The organism is Kitasatospora sp. NPDC088134, assembly GCF_044741705.1.
Taxonomy (GTDB): domain Bacteria; phylum Actinomycetota; class Actinomycetes; order Streptomycetales; family Streptomycetaceae; genus Kitasatospora.
This window is the reverse complement of record NZ_JBIUTD010000007.1, coordinates 90,509-107,659: the sequence shown is the minus strand read 5'-3', so window position 1 is coordinate 107,659 and position 17,151 is coordinate 90,509. Positions and strand designations below refer to the sequence as shown.

At 72.7% G+C, this 17,151-nt stretch carries 12 protein-coding genes; 7 read left to right on the top strand and 5 right to left on the bottom strand.

Going from position 1 to position 17,151, the window contains the following annotated elements; all coding sequences use genetic code 11:
- Positions 1-12 precede the first annotated feature (12 nt).
- The gene (locus tag ACIOHG_RS13975) at positions 13-1,023 is read right to left on the bottom strand and encodes a LacI family DNA-binding transcriptional regulator (protein ID WP_400949507.1); all 1,011 of its coding nucleotides are present in this window, start codon (positions 1,021-1,023) and stop codon (positions 13-15) included.
- 237 nt (positions 1,024-1,260) lie between these two features.
- On the opposite strand from ACIOHG_RS13975, the gene ACIOHG_RS13970 reads away from it, so the two are divergent.
- The 4 genes from ACIOHG_RS13970 (at position 1,261) to ACIOHG_RS13955 (ending at position 6,205) form a co-directional block, all read left to right on the top strand.
- Positions 1,261-2,688, top strand: coding sequence for an extracellular solute-binding protein (locus tag ACIOHG_RS13970; protein WP_400949505.1), 1,428 nt, complete (start codon positions 1,261-1,263; stop codon positions 2,686-2,688).
- Between the two features lie 75 nt (positions 2,689-2,763).
- Positions 2,764-3,708, top strand: a complete 945-nt coding sequence (locus ACIOHG_RS13965; RefSeq protein WP_400949502.1) for a carbohydrate ABC transporter permease — start codon at positions 2,764-2,766, stop codon at positions 3,706-3,708.
- 2 nt (positions 3,709-3,710) lie between these two features.
- A complete protein-coding gene (locus ACIOHG_RS13960) occupies positions 3,711-4,598 on the top strand; it encodes a carbohydrate ABC transporter permease (RefSeq protein WP_400949500.1) in 888 nt (295 codons plus the stop codon).
- A gap of 35 nt (positions 4,599-4,633) precedes the next feature.
- Complete coding sequence (locus tag ACIOHG_RS13955) at positions 4,634-6,205, top strand: glycoside hydrolase family 13 protein (RefSeq protein ID WP_400949498.1); 1,572 nt, start codon at positions 4,634-4,636, stop codon at positions 6,203-6,205.
- A gap of 36 nt (positions 6,206-6,241) precedes the next feature.
- Here ACIOHG_RS13955 and ACIOHG_RS13950 read toward each other — a convergent pair whose 3' ends face one another.
- Together ACIOHG_RS13950 and ACIOHG_RS13945 are read right to left on the bottom strand one after the other, a co-directional pair.
- A complete protein-coding gene (locus ACIOHG_RS13950) occupies positions 6,242-7,708 on the bottom strand; it encodes a phytoene desaturase family protein (RefSeq protein ID WP_400949495.1) in 1,467 nt (488 codons plus the stop codon).
- Between the two features lie 53 nt (positions 7,709-7,761).
- Positions 7,762-8,874, bottom strand: a complete 1,113-nt coding sequence (locus ACIOHG_RS13945) for a hypothetical protein (RefSeq protein ID WP_400949492.1) — start codon at positions 8,872-8,874, stop codon at positions 7,762-7,764.
- A 147-nt stretch (positions 8,875-9,021) separates the two neighbouring features.
- Here ACIOHG_RS13945 and metH point away from each other — a divergent pair, with 147 nt between their 5' ends.
- From metH to ACIOHG_RS13930, 3 genes are all read left to right on the top strand, one after another.
- Positions 9,022-12,525 carry a methionine synthase gene (gene metH, locus ACIOHG_RS13940; RefSeq protein ID WP_400949490.1) on the top strand — a complete coding sequence of 1,168 codons (3,504 nt, stop codon included), beginning with the start codon at positions 9,022-9,024 and terminating at the stop codon, positions 12,523-12,525.
- Positions 12,526-12,856: 331 nt separating this feature from the next.
- Positions 12,857-13,561 carry an HAD family hydrolase gene (locus ACIOHG_RS13935; protein WP_400949487.1) on the top strand — a complete coding sequence of 235 codons (705 nt, stop codon included), beginning with the start codon at positions 12,857-12,859 and terminating at the stop codon, positions 13,559-13,561.
- Positions 13,562-13,910: 349 nt separating this feature from the next.
- The gene (locus ACIOHG_RS13930; protein ID WP_400949484.1) at positions 13,911-15,512 is read left to right on the top strand and encodes an ABC transporter substrate-binding protein; all 1,602 of its coding nucleotides are present in this window, start codon (positions 13,911-13,913) and stop codon (positions 15,510-15,512) included.
- A 67-nt stretch (positions 15,513-15,579) separates the two neighbouring features.
- Here the strand turns inward: ACIOHG_RS13930 and ACIOHG_RS13925 are convergent, their stop codons facing one another.
- Together ACIOHG_RS13925 and ACIOHG_RS13920 are read right to left on the bottom strand one after the other, a co-directional pair.
- Positions 15,580-16,251 carry a response regulator gene (locus ACIOHG_RS13925; protein ID WP_400949481.1) on the bottom strand — a complete coding sequence of 224 codons (672 nt, stop codon included), beginning with the start codon at positions 16,249-16,251 and terminating at the stop codon, positions 15,580-15,582.
- On the bottom strand, positions 16,252-17,118 hold the full coding sequence (locus tag ACIOHG_RS13920) for a RecB family exonuclease (RefSeq protein ID WP_400949480.1): 867 nt from the start codon (positions 17,116-17,118) through the stop codon (positions 16,252-16,254).
- Between the last annotated feature and the right edge of the window lie 33 nt (positions 17,119-17,151).

The following is a 17,151-nucleotide window of genomic DNA, read 5'->3' as shown; positions in this document are numbered from 1 at the left end:
CGTCCGCGTGTGTCAGCCCCGGTGCGGGGCCGGGCCGGTGGAGCCCCGGACCACCAGCTCGGGTTCGAACAAAAGCTCGGCGGGGGAGGTCGGGCCGCCCTCGATCCGGCCGACCAGCAGCTCGACGGCGGCCCGGCCGAGCGCCTCGATCGGCTGGCGCACGGTGGTCAGCGGGGGCCGGGTGCAGTTGATGAACACCGAGTCGTCGAAGCCGATCACCGACAGGTCGCCGGGGACGTCCAGCCCGGCCCGCAGGGCGGCCCGGACGGCGCCCAGGGCGAGCGGGTCGCTGGCGCAGATCACTCCGGTCACCCCGGCCGCCAGCAGGCGCCCCGCGGCGGCGTGGCCGCCCTCCAGGCCGAACAGCGTGTGGGCGACCCACTCCGGCCGCGGCACCCGGTCGCGGAGCGCGTACTGCCGCAGGAAGGACGCCAGCTTGCGGCGGGACGGGACGTGGTCCTCGGGGCCCACGACCAGCCCGATCCGCTCGTGCCCCAGGGTGGCCAGGTGGCCGAACGCCTGGGCCACCGCGACCGCGTCGTCGGTCGACACCTGCGGGAAGCCGAGCCGCTCCACCGAGGCGTTCAGCAGCACCACGGGGACGCCCCGTTCGCGCAGCTGCCCGAAGTGCTCGTGCGAGCCGTCCGCCTGGGCGCACTGCCCGCCGGCGAAGACCACGCCGGAGACCTGCTGGTCGAGCAGCATGCTGACGTGCCCGGCCTCCCCGACGCCGGCCGTGCGGGTGCACAGCAGCGGGGTGAAGCCGCGCTGCGCCAGTGCGCCGCCGACCACCTCCGCCAGCGCCGGGAAGATCGGGTTCTGCAGCTCGGGGAGGACCAGGCCGATCAGCCGGGCCCGCTCCCCGCGCAGCCGGGTCGGCCGCTCGTAGCCCAGGACGTCCAGCGCGGTGAGCACCGCGTCGCGGGTGGCGGCGCCGACCCCTGGGCGGCCGTTGAGGACCCGGCTGACCGTGGCCTCGCTGACTCCGACCTTCTGCGCGACCAGCGAGAGCTTGCTTTTCATGCGCAAAAGTAGAACAGGATCGAGCAAGAACCTGCAAGGCTGCCTGTCGCACGGCCTGGGCACCCGCCGCGCGGGCGGGTGGGGGCGTGCCGGGCAAGCCGGGCCGGGTGATGCCCAGTCGTAACTTTTCAATATCTCGTCAACCTCTTGCGTTAACTCTGTGAGACACCTACGTTCCTCACACGTCAGGCTTTCGCCCGGACTCCCCCCGAAACCTCTTCCCACCCTGGGGTACGCATGAAGCTGAACAGATCGAGCAAGACGGCCGCCCTCGCGCTCGCCGCGGGCCTGCTCCTGAGCACCGCCGCGTGCAGCAGCTCCTCCTCCACCGGCAGCGGCGACGCGGCGGCCGGCACGGCGGACGGCAAGCCGCTCGACCCGAACGCGACCGTCACCATCTCGATCGACTGCGCACCGGGTGCGGACCAGGCCGCGGGCAAGGCCAACTACGCGGACGACCTGGCCCTCTTCAAGACCAAGTACCCGAACGTCACCATCAACGCGAAGCCCTACGTCGGCCAGTGCGAGGTGCCGGCCCAGCAGACCGCGCAGTACAAGGCGCACGACGAGACCGGCGCGTTCCACGCCTACTTCACCGACCGGGAGGCCACCCTCAACTCCGGTGACGCGCAGGACATCACCAAGTACGTCAACGACGACACGCTGCCCGGCTTCTCCTCGATGCTGCCGTCGGTCAAGGACAACATGACGGTCGACGGCAAGGTCTACGCGCTGCCGATCAACTACTACGCGACCGGCCTGGTCTACAACCGCGACCTGTTCAAGCAGGCCGGCCTCGACCCCGACAAGCCGCCGACCACCTGGGACGAGGTTCAGGCCGCGGCCAAGAAGATCGCCGCGCTCGGCAACGGCGTCTCCGGCTACGAGGACTACAGCGGCGGCAACACCGGCGGCTGGCACTTCACCTCGGAGCTCTACAGCCTCGGCGGGAAGATGGTCTCCGCCGACGGCAAGAAGGCCGCGTTCAACTCGCCCGAGGGCAAGCAGGTCCTCAAGCGCCTGCACGACATGCGCTTCACCGACCAGAGCATCGGCGCCACCCCGGTCACCCAGTGGGCCGACGCCTTCCCCCCGCTGGCCACCGGCAAGGTCGGCATGTTCCTCGGCGCCCCCGACGTGGTCAAGCACCTGATCGAGGTGCTCGGCGCCGACCCCAAGGCGTGGGGCCTCGGCCCGATGCCCGGCGCCACCGGCCCCGGCAACAGCCTCGGCGGCGGCGACCTCTACTACATCAAGAAGGGCCAGACCCCGAACCAGATCAAGGCCGAGATCGCCTGGATCAACTTCCAGTACCAGACCCCGGACGCCGGCCAGTTCAACTTCGCCCGCGCCAAGACCCTGGCCGGCTCCAGCAAGGACCCGGTCGCGATCGCCGTCCCGCAGCCGTACTTCTGGGCCGCCGAGTCGCCGCAGATCAAGGCGATCACCGAGTCGCTGAAGACCAACGGCAACCTGCCGCTGTCCAACTACGACCCGTACGTCAAGAACCCCACCAGGACGATCACCGAGCCCCCGGCCGCCCAGCAGCTCTACAAGATCCTCGACACCGCGATGTCGGCCGCGATGACCGACCCGAACGCCAACCTCGACAGCGTGCTCGCCACCGCCGAGACCCAGGCCAACCAGATCCTGGCCAACCAGTGACCCGCGCCGCCGGCCGGACCGCCCCCGCCCGGCGGTCCGGCCGGCGGCCGGCACCCTGACGAGGAGTCACCCCCCATGAGCACCACGCTGAGCCGTCGACCGGCCCGGGCCGCGGCCGCCCGCACCGGGGCCGGGCCGCGCGGCGGAGCCCTGCGCCGCGCCCTCGCGCGCAACCTGCGCGCCCACGCCTTCCTGATCGGCGCGCTGCTCTGCTTCGCGCTGTTCACCTGGTACCCGATGGTCCGCGAGATCGTCATGTCGTTCCAGAAGGTCCGCCACGGCGAGACCCACTGGGTCGGGTTCGACAACTTCCGGCAGATCTTCGCCGACCCCGAGTTCTGGCCCGCCTGGGGCCACACCCTGGAGTTCACCGGCATCGCGCTGTTCTTCGGCTTCGCGGCGCCGTTCGTCACCGCGATCGTGATCAACGAGTTCCGGCACGCCCAGAGCTACCTGCGCATCCTGGTCTACCTGCCCGTGATGCTCCCCCCGGTCGCGGGCATCCTGCTGTTCAAGTACTTCATGGACCCCGGCTACGGCCTGTTCAACCAGATCCTGGGCTTCCTGCACCTGCCCACCTCGTCCTGGCTGGCCTCGCCGGACACCGCGATGCTCTCCCTGGTCCTCGTCTCCACCTGGGCCAACATGGGCAGCGCCACCCTGGTCTACCTGGCCGCCCTGCAGTCCATCCCCGGCGAGCTCTACGAGGCCGCCGAACTCGACGGCGCCGGCCTGCTCCGCCGCGTCTGGCACGTCACCGTGCCGCAGACCCGGCTGATCCTCTCGCTGATGCTGATGCTGCAGGTGGTCGCCACCATGCAGATGTTCACCGAGTCCTTCGTCCTCACCGGCGGCGGACCGCAGGGATCGACCACCACCGTGGTCTACCTGCTCTACAACTACGCGTTCAACTTCGACAAGTTCAACACCGCCGCCGCGCTGGGCGTCGTCCTGCTGCTGGTGCTCGGCGCCTTCTCCGCCCTCTACCTGTGGCTGGAGCGCCGGGGCGGGGAGGAGTGACGATGAGCAAGCCCGCCCACAGCGGCACCCGCACCCTGATCTCGCCGGTCCGGCTCAACCAGCCCGGCGGACGCCGGATCTACCGGACCGTGCTGGTCCTGACCCTGCTCGTGGCCACCCTGGTCTTCATCGGGCCGCTCTACTGGATGGCCACCGGCGGCTTCAAGTCCTCCCGGGAACTCGTCCGCACCCCGCCGACGCTCGTCCCCGAACACCCCGCCACGCACGCCTTCACCGAGGCCTGGGACCGGCTCGGCATGGGACAGCTGCTGCTCAACACCGTCGTGTACGCGGGCGGCGCGCTGCTGCTCCAGCTGATCTTCTGCGTCGCCGCCGCCTACTCGCTCTCCAAGCTGCGCCCGATCTTCGGCAACGTCATCCTCGGCATGATGCTGGCCTCGATGATGATCCCGGCCGCCGCCCTGGTGATCCCGCAGTACCTGACGGTGCTCGACCTGCCGCTGATCCACGTCAACCTGCTGAACACCCCCTGGGTGATCTGGCTGCCCACCGTGGCCAACGCGTTCAACGTCTTCCTGCTCAAGCGCTTCTTCGACTCGATCCCGAACGAACTGCTCGACGCCGCCGCCATCGACGGGGCGGGCCCGCTGCGCACCCTCCGGTCGGTGGTCCTGCCGCTGTCCCGGCCGATCCTCGGCGTGGTCTCGATCTTCGGCCTGGTCGCGGTCTGGAAGGACTTCCTCTGGCCGCTGATCACCGTGCCCGAGCACGAGACGCTCAACGTCGGCGTCAACACCGCGGCCACCTCGATGCCGCAGAACACCCTGATCGCCGGACTCTTCCTCGCCTCGATCCCGACCATCGCCCTGTTCCTGGTATTCCAGCGCAACATCATGGCCGGCCTCACCGCGGGCAGCCTCAAGGGCTGAGCCCGCCCTCCCCCTCCCGAAAGGAAACCCGGACCGTGTCAGAGCAGTGGTGGCGGAACGCGGCGATCTACCAGGTGTACCCGCGCAGTTTCGCCGACGGCAACGGCGACGGCATCGGGGACCTCGCCGGGGTGCGGGCCGAACTGCCCTACCTCGCCGAACTCGGCGTGGACGCCCTCTGGTTCAACCCCTGGTACCCGTCCCCGATGGCCGACGGCGGCTACGACGTCGCCGACTACCGGGGCGTCGAACCCGTCTTCGGCACCCTGGCGGAGGCCGAGCTCCTGATCGACGAGGCCCGGCGGCTCGGCCTGCGCACCATCGTCGACATCGTCCCCAACCACGTCTCCGACCAGCACCCCTGGTTCCGGGCCGCCCTCGCCGCCGCCCCCGGCAGCCCCGAACGCGACCTCTTCCACTTCCGCGAAGGGCGCGGCGCCGACGGCGAACTCCCGCCCAACGACTGGAAGTCCGAGTTCGGCGGCTGCCCCTGGACCCGCCTCCCCGACGGCCAGTGGTACCTGCACCTGTTCGCCGCCGCCCAGCCCGACCTCAACTGGGCCCACCCCGCCGTCCGCGCGGAGCACCTGGACATCCTCCGGTTCTGGTTCGACCGCGGCGCCGCCGGCGTCCGGATCGACTCCGCCGGACTGCTCACCAAGGACCCCGACCTCGCCGACGTCGAACCCGGCCGCCCGCACCCCTACGTCGACCGCGACGACCTGCACGAGATCTACCGCTCCTGGCGCGCCGTCGCCGACTCCTACGCCCCGCCGCGCGTCCTGATCGGCGAGATCTGGGTCCCCGACGCCGAACGCTTCGCCCGCTACCTGCGCCCCGACGAGATGCACACCGCGTTCAACTTCGACTTCCTGGCCCGGCCCTGGGACGCCGCCGAACTGCGCGCCTCCGTCGACACCACGCTCGCCGCGCACGCCCCCGTCGGCGCCCCCGCCACCTGGGTGCTCGCCAACCACGACGTCACCCGCACCGTCACCCGCTACGGCCGCGAGGACACCCGCTTCCAGTTCGCCACCAAGTCCTTCGGCACCCCCACCGATCCCGCCCTCGGCCGCCGCCGGGCCCGCGCCGCCGCGCTGCTCACCATGGCCCTGCCCGGCGCGCTCTACCTCTACCAGGGCGAGGAACTGGGCCTGCCCGAGGTCGAGGACCTGCCGCTGGACACCCTCCAGGACCCGATGCACTTCCGCTCCGGCGGCACCGACCCCGGCCGCGACGGCTGCCGCGTCCCGCTGCCCTGGGGCGGCGACCGCCCGCCCTACGGCTTCACCCGCGACGGCACCGACCCCTGGCTGCCGCAGCCCGCCGACTGGGCGCCGCTCACCGTCGAGGCCCAGCGCGCCGACCCCGCCTCGATGCTGACGCTCTACCGCACCGGCCTGCGGCTGCGCCGCGAGGAACTGCGCGGCCCGTTCGGCTGGGACGCCGACGCCCCCGCAGGCGTGCTCGCCTTCCGCCGCGGCGACGTCCGCTGCCTGGTCAACCTCTCCGCCGCGCCGCTCCCCGTCGACGGCGAAGTCCTGCTGGCCAGCGGCGAGTTGACGGACGGCCGGCTGCCCGCCGACACCGCCGTCTGGCTGCGCTGACCACCGGCGGCCGCGGACCCGCCGCCCGCCCCGCGCTCACGGAGCCAGGGCGGGCGGCGCCACCACCCCGAACTCCCGGCGCAGCGCCGCCACCGCCGCGAACCACCCCGCCATCCCGTGCACGCCCGGCCCGGGCGGCGTCGAGGCCGAGCACAGGTAGACCCCGCGCAGCGGCGTGCGGTACGGGTCCCAGCGCGGCACCGGGCGCAGCACCGTCTGACGCGGCGTCATCGCGCCCGCCGCGATGTCCCCGCCCACGTAGTTCGGGTTGTAGCGCTCCAGCTCCGCCGCGGGCACGCCCCGGGCGGCCAGCACGGTGTCGGCGAAACCCGGCGCGAACCGCTCGATCTGCCCCGTCACCGCCGCCACCGGATCGGCGCCGTCCCCGTGCGGCACGTGCGCGTACGCCCACAGCGGGCGCACCCCGTCGGCCGCCGCCCGGCCCGGGTCGGCCACCGCCGGGTCCACCACCAGCACGAACGGCCGCCCGCCCCGGCGGCCCCGGGCCACCAGGTTCTCCTGCCGGAACACCTCCGCCCGGCTCCCGCCCAGGTGCACCGTCCCGGCCAGGCCGACCCGCGGGTCCGCCCACGGCACCGGCCCCGACAGCAGGAAGTCCACCTTGGCCGCGCCCGGCCCGTACCGGACCGCCCGCAGCTGCCGGGCGTAGCGCGCGGGCAGCAGCGGCCCCGCGATCCGCAGGAACTCCTTCGGCCCCAGGTCGAGCAGCACCGCCCGGGTGCCGCGCAACTCCCGCAGGTCGTCGACCCGGCGGCCGGTGCTGATCCGCCCGCCGTGCGCCCGGACGTCCCGGGCCAGCGCCTCGGCGATCACCCGGCTGCCGCCCGCCGGGAGCGGCCAGCCGGAGGCGTGCACCAGGTGGCCGAGCAGCAGCCCGGTGGCGGCCGACACCGGCGTCGGCATCGGGCCCACCACGTGCGCCGACACGCCCGCCAGCAGCGCCGCCGCCTGCTCGCCCGCGAAGCCCGCGGCCCGGTGCCCGGCCAGCGCGGTGCCGTGCCGCAGCACGCCCAGCGCCAGCGCGGGCAGCGCCGGCAGCACCGAGAGGTCGCGCGGCGGCCGCCGGTGGTCGGAGAGCAGCAGCTCCACCAGGGCCGGGCTGTGCCGCACCAGCGGCGCCATCAGGGACCGCCAGCGCGGACCGTCGGCGCCCAGCCCGGCGCAGGTCTCCTCCAGCGACCGGTACGCCAGGGCGGCCCGGCCGCCGTCCAGCGGGTGGGCGAAGCCGACCGGCGGGTGGCGCAGTTCGACGCCGCGCGCCGCCAGGTCGAACGCCCGGAAGAACGGGGCGGCCGCCGCCATCGGGTGCACCGCCGAGCAGACGTCGTGCAGCACGTCGTCGCGGAACAGCGGGACCGAGCGCAGCCCGCCGCCGATCCCGTCCGCGCCCTCGTACAGCTCGACGTCCAGCCCGGCCCGGGCCAGCACCACGGCCGCCGCCAGCCCGTTCGGGCCGCTGCCCACCACCACCGCGTCCGCCACGGCGCCCCCCTCGTCCCTCGGTCCGGTTCCACCGTACGCGTCCTGACGGAGGCTCAGGCGCACCACCCGTCCCGGTAGGCGGCCCAGTGGTCCGGGGTGGCGGCGAAGTCCACGTACAGGGCGAGGCCGAAGTTACGCCGGGCGCCCGGGCCGAGGGCGAGCCGGGCGCCGCGGACGGCGGCCCGGACGGTCTCGGCGTCGCCCCGGTGGGCGGGCGTGTCGTCCCAGTACGCGGGCAGGCCCATCAGCAGGTCCACGCCGGCCGGCGTGTGCGCCAGCGCCAGCCCGGTCTGCCGGGCGACGTAGCCGCCGTACAGCGACTCCACCGGCATCGCCGTGTCGTAGGACATCACCGCGACCTGGTCGACCCGCCCGGCCACCGCCCCGAAGTAGTCCGCCGACCAGTACTTGCCGTGGCCGCTGAGCGCGAAGCTCACCCGCCCCAGGCCCGGCACCGGGTCGATCTGCGGGGCGGCGACGGACAGCGGCACCGCGCGCTCGCGGGTCAGCGCCCGCACCCGGTCGAGCAGCGCCAGGAAGCCGGGGGAGCCGGAGTGCACCGGCTCCAGGTCGAGGTGGACGCCGTCGAAGCCCAGGTCGAGGACCTGCCGCGCGGACGCGGCGATCCGCTCCCGGACCTCGTCCCGGTCCAGGTGCAGGCCGTCCTTCTCGGGCGCCACCACGTCGCCCAGCCAGGACTGCACCCGCACCCCGGGCAGCGCGGCGTGCGCCCGGGCCACGAAGTCCGCGGCCTTCGGCGCCAGCGCCGGGTCCAGCGAACCGTCGTGCTCCAGCGGGCCGGTGTGCACGTACAGGTCGCGGATGCCGGTGCCGCGCAGCTGCCCGGCCAGCGCCTTCAGCTCGGTGTCGCTGCGGCGGCCGTCCACCCAGGCGTGGCCGAGCCAGAGCGCGTCCCGGCCGCGGGTGCGGGCGTCGGCCGCCGGGTCGCCCGTGTAGGCGACCTGCAGGTACCCGGCCGCGGCCACCACCGGCCCGACCAGCAGCACGGCGAGCAGCCCCAGCGCGGTCAGCACCCGCCGGCGGCGGCTCCAGCGCCGCCGCGCCCGCAGCCGCCGCGCCGCCCGGCCCGGCAGTGTCCGCCATTCGGACGGACGCAGCGCGTCCACGGCGCGCTGCCACCGGCTCTGTTCCCCCGAAACGGGCATGATCGTGCTCCCTTCCGGTGGACAAGGACGCCCACGATGCGGAACGGGTTCCGTCGCACCGTCCGCGGGCCGATACCCTGGCGGGGTGCGCCCCCGGTACCGGTGGGGCCGCATAGCCGACAGCCGTCGCACTCAGGGAGCAGCCCCATGGCCACCGTTGTACCCACGTCCGCCCAGCAGGACCGCGCCGACGCCCTGCGCGAGGCCCTCGCCACCCGAGTCGTGGTGGCCGACGGGGCGATGGGCACCATGCTCCAGGCGCAGGACCCGACGATGGAGGACTTCCAGCAGCTGGAGGGCTGCAACGAGGTCCTGAACGTCACCCGCCCCGACATCGTCCGCTCGGTCCACGAGGCGTACTTCGAGGTCGGCGTGGACTGCGTGGAGACCAACACCTTCGGCGCCAACCACTGGGCGCTGGGCGAGTACGAGATCTCCGACCGGATCTTCGAACTGTCCGAGGCGGGCGCCCGGATCGCCCGCGAGGTGGCCGACGGGTTCACCGCGCAGGACGGCCGGACCCGCTGGGTGCTGGGCTCGATGGGCCCCGGCACCAAGCTGCCGACGCTCGGCCACACCACCTTCGAGGTGGTCCGCGAGGGCTTCCGGCAGAACGCGGCCGGCCTGGTCGCGGGCGGGGTGGACGCGCTGCTGATCGAGACCAGCCAGGACCTGCTGCAGACCAAGGCGTCGGTGCTCGGCTGCAAGGCCGCGCTGGCCGAGGCCGGGGTCGACCTGCCGATCCTCGCCCAGATCACCGTCGAGACCACCGGCACCATGCTGCTCGGCTCCGAGACCGGCGCGGCGCTGACCGCCCTGGAGCCGCTCGGCATCGACTTCATCGGCCTGAACTGCGCCACCGGCCCCGAGCAGTACAGCGAGCACCTGCGCTACCTGGCGAAGCACGCCAGGATCGGCCTCTCCGCGATGCCGAACGCGGGCCTGCCGATCCTCACCAAGGACGGCTCGCACTACCCGCTCAGCCCGGCCGAACTCGCCGACGCCCAGGAGTCGTTCGTCCGCGACTACGGCCTGGCGCTGGTCGGCGGCTGCTGCGGCACCACCCCCGAGCACCTGCGCCACCTGGTCGAGCGGGTCCAGGGCCGCCCGCTGACCCCGCGCGCCCCGCAGCCGGAAGCCTCGGCCGCCTCGCTCTACCAGTCGGTGCCGTTCCGGCAGGACACCTCCTACCTGGCGATCGGCGAGCGCACCAACGCCAACGGCTCGAAGAAGTTCCGCGAGTCGATGCTCGCGGGCGACTGGCAGGCGTGCGTGGAGATCGCCCGCGAGCAGATCCGCGAGGGCGCCCACCTGCTCGACCTGTGCGTCGACTACGTCGGCCGGGACGGCGTCGCCGACATGCGGGAGATCGCCGGCCGCCTCGCCACCGCCTCCACGCTGCCGATCGTGCTGGACTCCACCGAGCCGCCGGTGCTGAAGGCCGGCCTGGAGATGCTGGGCGGCCGGGCCGTCCTGAACTCCGTCAACTACGAGGACGGCGACGGCCCCGACACCCGGTTCGGGCGGATCGCGTCGCTGGCCCGCGAGCACGGCGCCGGCCTGATCGCGCTGACCATCGACGAGCAGGGCCAGGCCCGCACCGCCGAGACCAAGGTCGCCATCGCCGAGCGCCTGATCGAGCAGCTCACCACCGAGTACGGCATCGACGAGGGCTCGATCCTGGTCGACTGCCTGGCCTTCACGCTGGCCACCGGCCAGGAGGAGTCCCGCCGCGACGGCATCGAGACCATCGAGGCGATCCGCGAGCTCAAGCGCCGCCACCCCGACGTGCAGACCACCCTCGGCCTGTCGAACATCTCCTTCGGCCTCAACCCGGCCGCCCGACAGGTCGTCAACTCGGTCTTCCTGCACGAGTGCGTCGAGGCGGGCCTGGACTCCGCGATCGTGCACGCCGCCAAGATCCTCCCGATGAACCGGATCCCCGAGGACCGCCGGCAGACCGCCCTCGACCTGGTCTACGACCGCCGCAGCGAGGGCTACGACCCGCTGCAGAAGCTGCTCCAGCTGTTCGAGGGCGTCTCCGCCGCCTCCTCCGCCGCCTCCCGGGCCGAGGAGCTGGCCGCCCTCCCGCTGGAGGAGCGCCTGCAGCGCCGGATCATCGACGGCGAGCGCAACGGCCTGGAGGCCGACCTGGACGCCGCCCTGACGGAGCGTCCGGCCCTGGAGATCATCAACGGCACGCTGCTGTCCGGCATGAAGGTGGTCGGCGAGCTGTTCGGCTCCGGCGAGATGCAGCTGCCGTTCGTGCTGCAGTCCGCCGAGGTGATGAAGGCCGCCGTCGCGCACCTCGAACCGCACATGGAGAAGTCCGACAGCGAGGGCAAGGGCACCATCGTGCTCGCCACCGTCAAGGGCGACGTGCACGACATCGGCAAGAACCTGGTCGACATCATCCTGTCCAACAACGGCTACAACGTGGTCAACCTGGGCATCAAGCAGCCGGTCTCGGCGATCCTGGAGGCCGCGCAGGAGCACAAGGCCGACGTGATCGGCATGTCCGGCCTGCTGGTCAAGTCCACGGTGATCATGAAGGAGAACCTGGAGGAGCTCAACCAGCGCGGCCTGGCCGCCGACTTCCCGGTGATCCTCGGCGGCGCCGCCCTCACCCGCGCCTACGTCGAGCAGGACCTGCACGAGATCTACCAGGGCGAGGTCCGCTACGCCCGGGACGCCTTCGAGGGCCTGCGCCTGATGGACGCGCTGATCGGCGTCAAGCGCGGCGTCCCCGGCGCCGCGCTGCCCGAACTGCGCAAGCGCCGGCACGCCCGGGTCGAGGTCGAGGAGCCGGAGGAGGTCAACCTCGGCCAGATCCGCTCCGACGTGGCCGTCGACAACCCGGTCCCGGTCCCGCCGTTCCGGGGCGACCGGATCATCAAGGGCGTCCCGTTCCAGGACTACGCCTCCTGGCTCGACGAGGACGCCCTGTTCAAGGGCCAGTGGGGCCTGAAGGGCGGCCGCAGCGGAGGGCCGTCCTACGAGGAGCTGGTGGAGACCGAGGGCCGCCCGCGGCTGCGCGGCTGGCTGGACCGCCTGCAGACCGAGGGCTGGCTGGAGCCCGCCGTGGTCTACGGCTACTACCCGGCCAACTCCAAGGGCGACGACCTGATCCTGTACCGCGAGGACGGCTCCGAGCTGACCCGGTTCACCTTCCCCCGCCAGCGCCGCGGCCGCCGCCTCTGCCTGGCCGACTTCTTCCGCCCCGAGGAGTCCGGCGAACGCGACGTGGTCGGCCTCCAGGTGGTCACCATGGGCAACCGGATCTCCGAGGCCGCCAACGAGCTGTTCGCCGGCAACTCCTACCGCGACTACCTCGAACTGCACGGCCTGTCCGTCCAGTTGGCCGAGGCGCTGGCCGAGTTCTGGCACGCCCGGGTCCGCTACGAACTCGGCTTCGGCGACGAGGACCCGCAGGACGTGCGCGACATGTTCGCGCTCAAGTACCGCGGCGCCCGCTTCTCGCTCGGCTACGGCGCCTGCCCCAACCTGGAGGACCGCGCCAAGATCGCCGAACTGCTCAGGCCCGAACGGGTCGGCGTGATCCTCTCCGAGGAGTACCAGCTGCACCCCGAGCAGTCCACCGACGCCATCGTGCTGCACCACCCCGAGGCCAAGTACTTCAACGCCAGGTAAGTCTTCAACCGGAGATCATCCGTTCGCCGCGTTGCTGCCCGATGCAATCCGATCGGCCGGGCGTATCCTTGATGATCCTGAACGGGCCGGTCCGCAGCCAGGCCCCGCCCGGCCGGTCCTGCCGGGCGCGCGACGCCGGGCATCCCGCCTGGAAGCACCGGCGAAACACCCAAGTACACCCAGTACGAGGGCGTTCCGCCGGCACTCCCAGCCGGGCCCCCGACGCCGCGCGCCGATCCGGCAGGACCGGCCGGGCGAGGCCTTGGCGGGCCGGCCCGTGCCATCCCCGGAGGCGCTCGCGCCGGGGCATCCAGCAGGAAGGACGGCGCGCATGACGACGGTCTCGACCCCGGTCCGCATCGGTGGGGACGGCGAGGACAGCGGCCTGCAGGCGGTGCTGCTCGACATGGACGGCACCCTGGTCGACACCGAGGACCTGTGGTGGCAGGCCGAGGTCGACCTGTTCGCCGGACTCGGGCACCGGCTCACCGCCGAGGACCGCACCCACGTGGTCGGCGGCCCGATGACCCGGGTCATCGACTACCTGACCGCCCGCACCGGCACCACGCTGTCCGCCGCCGAGCTGACCGAGTTGATCAACGGGCGCTTCGTCGACCTGCTGGCCGGCGGCGTCCCGCTGATGCCCGGCGCCGAGCGGCTGCTCAACACGCTGGCCGCGCACGGCGTCCCGACCGCCCTGGTGTCCGCCTCGCACCGGCACATCATCGACATCGTGCTGCGCAGCCTGGGCGCCGAGCACTTCGCCTTCACCGTGGCCGGCGACGAGGTCCCGCGCACCAAGCCGCACCCCGACCCCTACCTGATCGCCGCCGCCCGGCTCGGCGCCGACCCGGCCCGCTGCGTGGTCGTCGAGGACACCCCGACCGGCGTGGCCGCCGCCGAGGCGGCCGGCTGCCCCGTCGTCGCCGTCCCCTCGATCGCCCCGATCGAGCCCGCCGCCGGCCGGCTGGTGCTGCCCTCGCTGGAGCGCGTCGACCTCGACCTGCTGCGCGGCCTGGTCGTCGCCCGGGTGTGAGCTTCGTCTCTCCCGGTCGCATTCCCGGTTCCGGTCCGCGTCCGGTGCTATGCGGAACGTGTCCGACCATGGGGGCGAAAACGGGCATTGGCTGACAGAACGCCAGCCGCCCCGGGCTGATCGCCTGTACACGCTCAATCCACCGCCCGGGGCTCCGGAGCCCGCCCCGGGGCGATGTGGCACGCTACATCCGATCAGTCCCCGTACCGCGCGCCGTCCACCGCCGGGAGACCCCGGAGGGCGGGCGGGCACGCGGTCGTACCAGCCCCGCGGACGCCGCCCCACCCCGGCGCCGGACGCCGGGCCACCGGCGACCGCCGGCCGCACGCAGTGAGGAAGACCACCCCGCATGACTACGCCAAACCGCCTGGCCGTGCTCGGCTGCGCCGCGCTCGTCGTCTCCACCGCGGCCGGTTGCGCCTCCGTGGAGAAGGTCGCCTCCGGCGGCGGCGACGGCGGTGGCTCGATCACCATGGGCACCACCAGTGTCACCAGCACGCTGGACCCGGCCGGCGCGTACGACGCGGGCTCCTGGCTGGTCCTCAACAACACCTTCCAGTCGCTGCTGAGCTTCCCGGCCGGCGCCACCGTCGCGCAGCCGGAGGCCGCCGAGAGCTGCCAGTTCACCAGCGCCGACGCGCTGACCTACAAGTGCACGCTCAAGGCCGGCCTGAAGTTCACCAACGGCCACCCGCTGACCGCCGAGGACGTCAAGTTCTCGATCGAGCGCACCAAGAAGATCAACGACCCGTCCGGCCCGACCTCGCTGCTCTCCACCATCAAGTCGGTGGAGACGGCCGGCGACCGCGAGGTCACCTTCCACCTGGAGACCCCCGACGCGGTCCTCCCGGCGAAGCTCGCCTCCGCGGCCGGCGCGATCGTCGACCACCAGGTCTTCCCCGCCGACAAGCTGCTCGGCAACGACAAGCTGGTCGGCTCCGGCCCGTACAAGGTCGACTCGGTCGAGATGAACGGCAAGGCCCCGAGCAAGGTCGTGCTCAGCGCCAACTCCGGCTACCAGGGCAGCGCCAAGCTGGAGAACAGCAAGTTCACGCTCCGGTACTACGACAAGCCCGAGACGCTGAAGACCGCTCTCGACAACGGCGACATCGACCTCACCGACAACAGCCTGGACCCGATCACGGCCGCCCAGATCAAGGACGACGACCAGGTCGGCAAGGGCAGCCTGAAGGTCGCCGAGGGCGCCGGCGGCGCCACCCGCTACCTGGTCTTCAACACCAAGAACGAGACCACCGGCAACCCGGCCGTCCGGCAGGCCGCCGCCCAGCTGATGAACCGCGGCGCGCTCGCCCACGACGTGTACGCGGGCACCGTGCAGCCGCTCTACTCGATCGTCCCGGCCGGCATCGCGGGCCACAACACCGCCTTCTTCGACAAGTACGGCGAGGCCGACGTCACCAAGGCCAAGCGCATCCTGGCCAACGCGCACGTCACCACCCCGGTCAAGCTCAACCTGACCTGGTCGCGCGCCCGGGCCGGCGCCGCCGAGACGGAGCAGCTCAAGAAGCAGCTGGAGAACGGCGGCCTGTTCCAGGTCACCGTCGCCCAGGAGCCCGACTGGACGGCCTACCAGGCCGGCTGGAAGAACGGCAGCTACCAGGCCTACACCGTCGGCTGGACCCCCGACTACGCCGACGCGGACGACTACATCAGCCCGCTGGTGGTCGACGGCGGCGCCTTCCACAACGGCTGGGACAACCCGCAGATCAGCACCAAGCTGGTGCCGGACTCGATCAAGCTCACCGACCGCTCCGGCGGCGGCGCCTACGACCAGATCCAGAAGCTGCTGGCCGACGGCGTCCCGATGGTCCCGCTGTTCCAGAACAAGTCGTTCTACGTCTACAAGAGCGGCATCTCCGGCGTCGACTCCACCGTGGACAACAGCGGCGTCTTCCGGTTCTGGCTGGTCGGCCGCACCGGCAAGAAGTGACGTTCCGCCGAGCACTGCGGCCCGCCACCCCGGAAGGGGCGGCGGGCCGCAGTGCGTGCCGGCGGGCTCAGATCGCGCCGGGCCGCACCAGACCGGACTCGTAGGCGTACACCGCCGCCTGCACCCGGTCGCGCAGCTGGAGCTTGGTCAGCACGTGCCCCACGTGCGTCTTCACCGTGGTCTCGCTGACGAACAGCTCCGCCGCGATCTCCGCGTTCGACAGGCCCTTGGCGACCAGCCGCAGCACCTCCACCTCGCGCTCCGTCAGCACGGTCAGCGCCTGCGGCGGCGCCTCCTCGCCCGAGGGCAGCTTGGTGGCGTACATGTCCAGCAGCCGACGGGTCACCGACGGGGCCAGCATCGCCGCGCCGTCCGCCACCACCCGGATCGCCTGCACCAGCTCCTCGGCCGGCACGTCCTTCAGCAGGAAGCCCGACGCGCCCGCGCGCAGCGCCTCCACCACGTACTCGTCCAGGTCGAAGGTGGTCAGCACCAGCACCTTCGCCGGGCCGCCGCGGTCCGGGCCGGCGATCCGCCGGGTCGCCTCCACCCCGTCCATCCGCGGCATCCGGATGTCCATCAGCACCACGTCCGGCTGCAGCGCGCGGACCTGGTCCAGCGCCTGCTGGCCGTCGCCCGCCTCGCCCACCACCACCAGGTCGGACTCCGCCTCCAGGATCATCCGGAAACCGGTGCGCAGCAGCGGCTGGTCGTCCACCAGCAGTACACGGATCGTCACCTACGACTCCTTGCCAGGAATGGTCACAGTAGCGAGCGGCAGCGGGTACGGCGGGGGAGTGCCGCCGAACTCGGGACAGGACGCCTTGTGGTCGCACCAGTCGCACAGCCGGTTGCGGGTCGCCGGGAAGTCACCGGAGTCCACCGCGGCCGTCACGGCCTCCCACAGCGCCTCCAACTTCCGCTCCACCGCCAGCAGATCGGCCTCGTCCGGGTCGTACGTGACCACGTCCCCGCCGCCGCCCAGGTACACCAGCTGCAGGCGCTTGGGGACCACGCCCTTCCACCGCCACACCACCAGCGCGTAGAACTTCATCTGGAACATCGCCTTGCCCTCGAAGTCCCGCGAGGGCGCCCGGCCGGTCTTGTAGTCCACCAGCCGGACCTCGCCGGACGGCGCGACGTCCACCCGGTCGATGTAGCCGCGCAGCAGCAGCCCGGACTCCAGCGCGGTCTCCACGTACAGCTCGCGCTCCACCGGGTGCAGCCGGGTCGGGTCCTCCAGCCGGAACCACCGGTCCACCAGCTTCCCGGCGTCCGCCAGCCAGCCCGCCAGGCCGGCCGGGTCGTCCGGGAACAGTTCGGCCAGCTCCGGCCGTTCCTCCAGCAACCGCTCCCACTGCGGGGCCACCAGTTCGTGCGCCCGCTCCGGGGTGCGCGCCTGCGGCGGCTGGTCGAACAGCCGCTCCAGCACGGCGTGCACCAGCGTCCCGCGGGTCGCGGCGGCGCTCGGCGGCTCCGGCAGCCGGTCGATCACCCGCAGCCGGTACAGCAGCGGGCAGGTCATGAAGTCGCCCGCCCGGGACGGCGACAGACCGGTCGGCCGGGAGGCCGGCCGGGGCGCGGGCGAGGGGTCGGTCTGCTGCATGCCCCGACCCTATTGCACCGGACGGACCGCCCG

Coding starts and splice junctions, on each gene's coding strand:
- ACIOHG_RS13975 (WP_400949507.1), bottom strand. CDS start 1,023: ATGAAAAGCAAGCTCTCGCTGGTCGCGCAGAAGGTCGGAGTCAGCGAG.
- ACIOHG_RS13970 (WP_400949505.1), top strand. CDS start 1,261: ATGAAGCTGAACAGATCGAGCAAGACGGCCGCCCTCGCGCTCGCCGCG.
- ACIOHG_RS13965 (WP_400949502.1), top strand. CDS start 2,764: ATGAGCACCACGCTGAGCCGTCGACCGGCCCGGGCCGCGGCCGCCCGC.
- ACIOHG_RS13960 (WP_400949500.1), top strand. CDS start 3,711: ATGAGCAAGCCCGCCCACAGCGGCACCCGCACCCTGATCTCGCCGGTC.
- ACIOHG_RS13945 (WP_400949492.1), bottom strand. CDS start 8,874: ATGCCCGTTTCGGGGGAACAGAGCCGGTGGCAGCGCGCCGTGGACGCG.
- metH (WP_400949490.1), top strand. CDS start 9,022: ATGGCCACCGTTGTACCCACGTCCGCCCAGCAGGACCGCGCCGACGCC.
- ACIOHG_RS13935 (WP_400949487.1), top strand. CDS start 12,857: ATGACGACGGTCTCGACCCCGGTCCGCATCGGTGGGGACGGCGAGGAC.
- ACIOHG_RS13930 (WP_400949484.1), top strand. CDS start 13,911: ATGACTACGCCAAACCGCCTGGCCGTGCTCGGCTGCGCCGCGCTCGTC.
- ACIOHG_RS13920 (WP_400949480.1), bottom strand. CDS start 17,118: ATGCAGCAGACCGACCCCTCGCCCGCGCCCCGGCCGGCCTCCCGGCCG.